Origin of the sequence: Nonomuraea sp. NPDC049152 (assembly GCF_040648355.1) — a bacterium.
In the GTDB taxonomy this organism is placed as follows: domain Bacteria; phylum Actinomycetota; class Actinomycetes; order Streptosporangiales; family Streptosporangiaceae; genus Nonomuraea.
Window position 1 is genome coordinate 69,244 of the sequence record NZ_JBEZDO010000043.1, and the last position, 6,534, is coordinate 75,777.

8 protein-coding genes are annotated in these 6,534 nt (G+C 68.3%); 5 read left to right on the plus strand and 3 right to left on the minus strand.

Annotation, left to right across the window (positions count from 1 at the left end; all coding sequences use genetic code 11):
- The first annotated feature begins 113 nt into the window (after positions 1–113).
- Positions 114–686: an RNA polymerase sigma factor gene (locus AB0B45_RS46335; RefSeq protein ID WP_358144579.1), complete on the plus strand. Its 573-nt coding sequence runs from the start codon at positions 114–116 to the stop codon at positions 684–686.
- Positions 679–1,539, plus strand: a complete 861-nt coding sequence (locus AB0B45_RS46340; RefSeq protein ID WP_358144580.1) for a CU044_5270 family protein — start codon at positions 679–681, stop codon at positions 1,537–1,539. Before AB0B45_RS46335 ends, AB0B45_RS46340 begins: the two co-directional genes overlap by 8 nt.
- A gap of 64 nt (positions 1,540–1,603) precedes the next feature.
- Here the strand turns inward: AB0B45_RS46340 and AB0B45_RS46345 are convergent, their stop codons facing one another.
- Both AB0B45_RS46345 and AB0B45_RS46350 read right to left on the minus strand, forming a co-directional pair.
- Positions 1,604–2,392: a sigma-70 family RNA polymerase sigma factor gene (locus tag AB0B45_RS46345; protein ID WP_358144591.1), complete on the minus strand. Its 789-nt coding sequence runs from the start codon at positions 2,390–2,392 to the stop codon at positions 1,604–1,606.
- A 314-nt stretch (positions 2,393–2,706) separates the two neighbouring features.
- A complete protein-coding gene (locus AB0B45_RS46350) occupies positions 2,707–3,474 on the minus strand; it encodes an SDR family NAD(P)-dependent oxidoreductase (RefSeq protein ID WP_358144581.1) in 768 nt (255 codons plus the stop codon).
- Positions 3,475–3,549: 75 nt separating this feature from the next.
- On the opposite strand from AB0B45_RS46350, the gene AB0B45_RS46355 reads away from it, so the two are divergent.
- Positions 3,550–3,969 (plus strand): hypothetical protein, encoded by a 420-nt coding sequence (locus AB0B45_RS46355; protein WP_358144582.1) that lies wholly within the window; start codon positions 3,550–3,552, stop codon positions 3,967–3,969.
- Between the two features lies 1 nt (position 3,970).
- On the opposite strand, the gene AB0B45_RS46360 is transcribed toward AB0B45_RS46355, so the two are convergent.
- A complete protein-coding gene (locus AB0B45_RS46360) occupies positions 3,971–4,405 on the minus strand; it encodes a hypothetical protein (protein ID WP_358144583.1) in 435 nt (144 codons plus the stop codon).
- A 525-nt stretch (positions 4,406–4,930) separates the two neighbouring features.
- Between AB0B45_RS46360 and AB0B45_RS46365 the strand changes: the two genes are divergently transcribed.
- Together AB0B45_RS46365 and AB0B45_RS46370 are read left to right on the plus strand one after the other, a co-directional pair.
- Positions 4,931–5,263: a hypothetical protein gene (locus AB0B45_RS46365; RefSeq protein WP_358144584.1), complete on the plus strand. Its 333-nt coding sequence runs from the start codon at positions 4,931–4,933 to the stop codon at positions 5,261–5,263.
- The gene (locus tag AB0B45_RS46370; RefSeq protein ID WP_358144585.1) at positions 5,257–6,219 is read left to right on the plus strand and encodes a helix-turn-helix domain-containing protein; all 963 of its coding nucleotides are present in this window, start codon (positions 5,257–5,259) and stop codon (positions 6,217–6,219) included. Before AB0B45_RS46365 ends, AB0B45_RS46370 begins: the two co-directional genes overlap by 7 nt.
- Positions 6,220–6,534: the final 315 nt, after the last annotated feature.

The following is a 6,534-nucleotide window of genomic DNA, read 5'->3' on the forward strand; positions in this document are numbered from 1 at the left end:
GTCATGGACCTGCAGGACGCGGGCAGCACAGCCCTGTTTATCCGGAAGGCGGGAAAGGCCGACGCGGGTGCGGTGAAGAGGAGGTGACAGCCAACCGCAGGAGGATGACCAACGTGACGACCGAGACACGCGGGCAAGCGGACGACGATGAGCTCGTCGCCCGCTTCCGGCTGGACGCGGAGGAGTTCACGGCCGTCTACGACCGTTACTTCCGCGACGTATACCTGTATGCGACCGGCCGGCTGGACACCCAGGCCGGGGAGGACATCGCGGCGGAGACGTTCTGCCTGGCCTTCCGCGACCGCGAGCGCTTCGATTCCGCCCGCGGAGAGCTGCGGCCGTGGCTGTTCGGCATCGCCACGAACCTGATCGCCCGCCACCGGCGTAAAGAGGCACGCCACTACCGGGCGCTGGCCAAAGCGGGCCTTGAGCCACCCGCCGGCAGCCACGAGGCTCGCGTGGTCGACTCGGTGGCCGCCCAGCACATGAGACCTGGTCTGGCGAGGGCCTTGGCCACGCTCAACCGGGGTGAGCGTGACGTCGTGCTGCTGGTCAGCCTCGCCGACCTGACGCACCAAGAAGTCGCCGAAGCGCTCGGCATCTCCTACGGCACTGTCGGTTCCCGGCTCAGCCGCGCTCGCAAGAAGATCCACAAGACGATGGCCCAGGAGGACAACCATGGATGACCTGCACGAGATCCGGACATTGCTGACCAAGCCGGAGCCGTCGCCCGACGTGGTCGCCCGGCGACGGCAGGAGCTTCGCCGCAGCATGCGCCGCCGTACCCCCAGGATCGGACTCCGATGGGTACTGGTACCCACGGCCGCCGCGGCAGTCGCAGCCGCTCTGGTGATCGTTCCCGGCCACGTAGGGAATTCCCCTCCAGTCTCTGGCGCGCGAGACGTCCTCCTCGTCGCGGCCACCACTGCGGAACACACCCCCGAGGGGGCAGGGACGTACTGGCACATCACCATCACCCGGGAGGGGAAGCCGCAGCAGGAGTACTGGTACCAGAAAGACGGCCAGGTCTGGATCAAGGGGGAAGGGCTCAAGGGTGAAGGCAAGCTGACACATTTCACCGACAAGCCCCAGCCGTTCGCGATCGGACCGCTGCAGATGACCTTCGAGGAGCTGCGGCAGCTCCCCACCGACGAGAACGGCCTGTACGAGAAGCTGAAATCAGCGGTGGCGGGTAGTGATCTGCGCACCAGCGCCGGCAGGCTGAGCGACGAGCAGCAGGAGGGCGCCACCATGGAAACGCTCCTGTCGCTGATCAGCGAGGCCCCGGTTTCACCCGAGGTCCGCGCCGCCGCCTACCGGGCACTCGCCGCCCGGCCTGGCGCCCAGGACCTCGGCGATGCCGACGGCGGACGGCGGCTCCAGGTGCCGGTGCTCGACGGTCAGGAAACGCTCATCATCGACCCTGAGACTGGACAGCTCCGTAGCACGTCCGTCTGGGCGCCGCTCATGGGAGGCATCGCGCGCTCCGACGGCCCTGTCACGATCGCCACTGAGTGGACCGACCACCTGCCCGACTGACGAGGTGATGTAGGTGAGCGCCTCCCGCCGGGGTCTGGTCCTCCGGCTGACTGACTTCGGGTCTTCAACGGTCTGTGTCGGCCCAGGGCGGGAGGCGCCCGTGTGCGCCCATTGGGTTGGCGGCTTCGGCTTGCTCAGCGCTCAGCGGCTCCGTGGCAATCCGTCGTCGGACCGAACTGACAACGTCAGCAGCGAGAAGTTCCTCCAATTCGGCGAGGTCGCCGGTCTGTGCCGCAGCGAGAAACGTCCGCACGAGGCGCCGATGCGCGGCGATGTCCACCGGCTGACGTCGCTCGGTGTCGAGACGTTCGTGGGCGCGCCGCACGAGCTGTCGCGTATGGTCCGCGCCCAGGTCAAGAATTTCGGAGATTCGCCGGTAGGGGTAGTCAAATGCTTTGCGGAGAAGATATGCCGCCCGTTCGGCGGGCGTCAGTTTCTCCAGCAGCAGCCGGACCGCCACATCGACCGCCTCATGTCGTTCGGCCGCTGTCTCAGGGCTGACGCTGCGGTCCACGGTTTCGGGAAGCCATGGGCCGGTGGACGCCTCGCGACGCCTGCGGGCTGACTGGGTGACATTGATGGCGAGCCTGGTGGTGGTCATCGCAAGAAACGCGGGCGGACTGATGACGCCCGAGCGGTCGGCGCGTTCCCACCGTAGCCACGCCTCCTGCACCACATCCTCGGCCTCGCCCACATCCTCGAGGACGCGGAGCGCGATCCCGAAGAGCCGAGGCCGTGCGGTGACGAACACCGAAGCGGCCGCGTCCAACTCGCTGATCAACCGGTCATCAGCTGCGGAGACAGTCGGACGGGTCTGCGTCGCGTCGTCTCTGGATGACTCCAACAGGTTCATCGTCACGGTCTCGGCTCCCTTCGCACAGCATCCGGCGATGCCAGTGCGATCACGGTCGCCTTTCGGACCCCTGCATCGCGCCCTGGGAGACCCTGGTCGACACCCTGGTTGCGGGCCGTCACGCCTTCCGCTGAGCACCCGGGTGGAGCGGACGTTCGCCGGACTGGCCGGCGAACCGCCTGAGGCGACGCGCGCGCTGCTGCTCGTGGCAGCGTTGGAGCACCGTTGGCTGGGCCGTCCTCAGCGGTGCCGGCGATGAGCTGACGGACGTCGCCGGCACTGGCCTTCGTGGGCTCGCGCTCGAGTAGGCGCGGCTACCATGTTTGGTCGCCGGCGCGAACCAGCATCTCGTTGATGGCGACCCGCCGCTCTCGCGTGACGATGTAGCTGATCGCGTCCGCGATGTCCTCCGGCCGCAGCGCTTCGATTCCGTCGATCTGTCGGCCGGCCGCGTCCCGGGTGGTGTCGCTGAGGTGGTTCACCGGTTTGGTGTCCACGGTGCCGGGCTCCACCACGCTGACCCGGACGCGTTCGCTGAGCAGTTCCTGGCGAAGCGATTCGGCGAACGCGTTCAGGCCGAACTTGGTCAGGCCGTAGACGCTGCTCCCCGGCCGGGCGACTCGCGCGGCCGTCGAGCTGACGTTCACCAGATCCGCCACCTGCCGGGGGGATGTCGACGCCGCGTAGATCAGGTGCGGGATGGCGGCGTGCGTGACGTGCAACAGCGCTGCCACGTTGAGCGAGATCATCCGGTCCCACTCCTCGATGGTGGTGTGCAGCGCCGAGTTGAGCAGCATTATCCCGGCGTTGTTGACCAGGATGTCCAGGCGCCCGAACCGATCCAGCGTGTCCTGCACCATGTCGTCGGCGCGTTCGGGCTCGGTGATGTCGGCCTCCAGCGCGACCACCTCTCCGCCCAGCTTCGCGATGTCGCTCGCGACCTGGTCCAGGCGGTTGCGGCGACGGGCGACCAGGACGACCGCCGCGCCCTCGCGGGCGAGGCGGCACGCGGTCGCGGCGCCGATTCCGCTGCTGGCGCCGGTGACGAGCGCGACGGCTCCGTCCAGCGGCCGATCGTACATGACTGCCTCATTCCCTCGGGTCGAGGACGACGCGGAAGCGGGCGTCGCCGCGGATCGTTCGCTGACAGGCCTTGGGTGCCACACCGTCTTCTCATCAGGAAGCACGCGCCCAACGGCGCGGTCGTCGACCCGCCACGCCGGGTCGACATCGTCGCCGAGGCCTCGATCACGCCGACCGGTGACGGTGACGGCACGGTGGGCGTGGCACAGGCGGTCGGCCGGACCGCGGTGGGCGCGCCGCTGAACGGCAGGGTCGAGATCGCCGGACCGGAGCAGGTCCGGGTCGAGATCGCCGGACCGGAGCAGGTCCGGATGGATGAGTTCTTCCGTAAGGCGCTGGCCGCCTGGAGTGACCCACACGAGGTCGTCACCGACCCACACGCGCGCTACTTCGGCAGCGAGCTGAGCGAGCGGTCGCTGGTGCCGGGTGACGGCGCGATGCTCGGCACGATCCGCTACCACGACTGGCTCGACCGGAACGCGACCGGCAAATAGATCAACGAAAGGTAGTCCCACGCGCAAGTCGAGATCGACCGCGTGCAAGACAGCGCTGCCCATGGTGGAGGAGACTCGCAACGCGGTCCATCCCGCGGGTTGCGCACGCGATGACCGTGGTCATCGACCGGGCGCCACCGCACCCGCACTCCAGCCCTGCCTTCGGCTCCATCACGGAGGTCGAGCCGACGAAGGGGCCCACGAGAACGATCCCGTCCTCGTGGCCGGGCATCTCATCGCCCTCGAAACCGAGGCCGATGTCCGCCAGTGTGAGCGCCGTCGCGCTGCCCAGGTCGGCGCCGAGCCTCCGGGCGGTCTCCTCAACCGTCAGCCCTTCAACCCAGACGGCCGCGAAGCCGTCCGCGACGTTCTCCCAATGGGTCTCGAGCAGGTCGTACAGGTGAGTGGGGTTCGGCATGTCCATCCGATCGAACATGGGTGTGCCGCTCCTCGATCACGAGGAGCGGCACACCGGTCGACCAGCAGGCCTACCAGGAGGTACGGGAACCATCCGGCGGCGCTCATGACGCCAAGCTCAATGGCTGTCGCGCCGAGCGTGACGACGATGGTCTGCAGGGCGAGCGTGGTCGCGCGGGTACCGAAGATCGACACTGCGGGCGCGGTCCAGAATCTGCGATATCCGGTGAGTTCTACGAAGCCGCGTCGTTTCTTGAAAGCTCCCAGTTGAGTATGGGCTACTCATGCGCGGGATGATCCATGGGCGCCGTCCAGAGGGAAACGGGCGAGGGGAGACGATCGTGCGCGTTCGGCTGGACCCGGGCGCGGAGGCCCAAGCAGTGCGCGGCAACATCTTCGGCGCCCTCTACACCGGCTCCGTGGCGTCGGCAACCGCGCGTTCTTGACCACGCGCCTATCGTCCTAATCGCATCGAGTGGGTACCGCCGTGGGAGGGCAAGCTCGCGGTGGCGAGGTGCGAGCACATCCGGCCTAACATGCATGGATGAGGTTTTCGGCAGGCGCACTGTTAGAAGTCGAGGCCACCGTGTCCGCCTGGCGGCCCTGGCTGGCGCTGACCGTGCAGGAGTTCGACGCGTACAGAAGGCTGTTGGCCGAGCGCCTGCCAGAGACGATCGGCTACCGCCTGCCCGAGGCCACCTGCCTGGCCTGGCCGGACCTTGGCAGGCAGGGCGCGGCCGAGCAGGAGGCCAGAGTGCTGGTCAGCGACGGCGAGCTGTTCGGCCAAGGCGGCGAGAACCATGTGCGACTCGACTTCGGAATTTCGGCCCCGACCGTGGCGGAGATCCTCGACGGAAACTCCCGACTGACGTGCTGAGCGCGGCAGGGCTGAGCGCCAAGGAGGAGGCCGCCTACCGGCTTCTGGTCAGAACCGCCGGGGTCGAGCCCGCCGAGCTGGCAGAAGAGCTCGGCGTCGAGAGCGAGGCGGCGCGGCAGGCGCTCGGTTCCCTGCTCGCCAAAGGCCTGGCCCGAGCCGTACCAGGAGAGCCCGACAGGTTCACCGCCGTCGCGCCCGACGTCGCGCTCGCGGCCCTGCTGCACAGGCGGCAGGAGGAGGTGGACCGGGCCAGGCAGGCCGTGGAGCAGCTCACAGGGGAATACCTGGCCCATTCGCGGCGCCGCGAGGCCGCCCAGCTGATCGAGGTGATCACCAGCAGGACGGCGCTGCGCGAGCAGTTGCGCCTGCTGCAGGACAACGCCCGCCACGAGGTCGTCAGCCTCTGCCGGGCCGGACACGTCGCGATGACCTCGCAGGAGAACATCGAGGAATTGGCCGCGCTGCGACGTGGAGTGGGCTACCGCGTCCTGTACGAACGCGCCCTGCTCGAGGAGCCTGGCATGCTGATCAACCTCGCCGACGGGATCAAGCTGGGCGAGCAGGCGCGCGCCCTGCCCACCCTGCCCGTGCGGATGATCATCGCAGACGGCGAGTTGGGCGTGCTCCCGCTGATCCAGCACACCGGCGGGCTGACCCAGCTCACCGCGGCGCTGGTCAGGCCCAGCAGCTTGCTGGACGCGCTCAAGGCCCTGTTCGAGAGCCTCTGGGAGCGGGCCACCCCCGTCAGTCTCACCACGCCAGGCAGCCCGCTCGACTCCGACCACCTCTACCTGCTGTCGCTGCTGGTGGCGGGCGTGCCTGACAAATCGATCGCCACGCAACTGAAGGTGTCGCACCGGACCGTCCAGCGCCGGATAACCCACCTGATGGAGCGGGCGGGCGCCCAGACCAGAATGCAGCTGGCCTGGCACGCCGCCCGCGAGAACTGGCTGTGACGGTCAGTACGCCCTGATCACCGGCTGCCTGACCTGGTTGCCGCCGGAATCGGTGGCGGTGACGCGAAGTGACGGATGCGGGCGGAGGACGATGCGACAGCGGAGGCGGCTCCGACACCACCGCGAGCAGGAGGTCGTCATGACCAAGGTCATCGGCGTCGTGCGCGACAACGTCTTCGGTGGTCCGTGCGGGCGCAGGCGGCCTGACGTGCCGTTGCCCTTTCTTGATCGCTAGTGCAGACAGCCCGACCATCACGCTGATACGTTTTCCTGTCAGTTGATTCGTTCTGGGGGCAGCGTGAACCAGCCATTAGT

Coding starts and splice junctions, on each gene's coding strand:
- AB0B45_RS46345 (WP_358144591.1), bottom strand. CDS start 2,392: ATGAACCTGTTGGAGTCATCCAGAGACGACGCGACGCAGACCCGTCCG.
- AB0B45_RS46340 (WP_358144580.1), top strand. CDS start 679: ATGGATGACCTGCACGAGATCCGGACATTGCTGACCAAGCCGGAGCCG.
- AB0B45_RS46360 (WP_358144583.1), bottom strand. CDS start 4,405: ATGTTCGATCGGATGGACATGCCGAACCCCACTCACCTGTACGACCTG.
- AB0B45_RS46350 (WP_358144581.1), bottom strand. CDS start 3,474: ATGTACGATCGGCCGCTGGACGGAGCCGTCGCGCTCGTCACCGGCGCC.
- AB0B45_RS46365 (WP_358144584.1), top strand. CDS start 4,931: ATGAGGTTTTCGGCAGGCGCACTGTTAGAAGTCGAGGCCACCGTGTCC.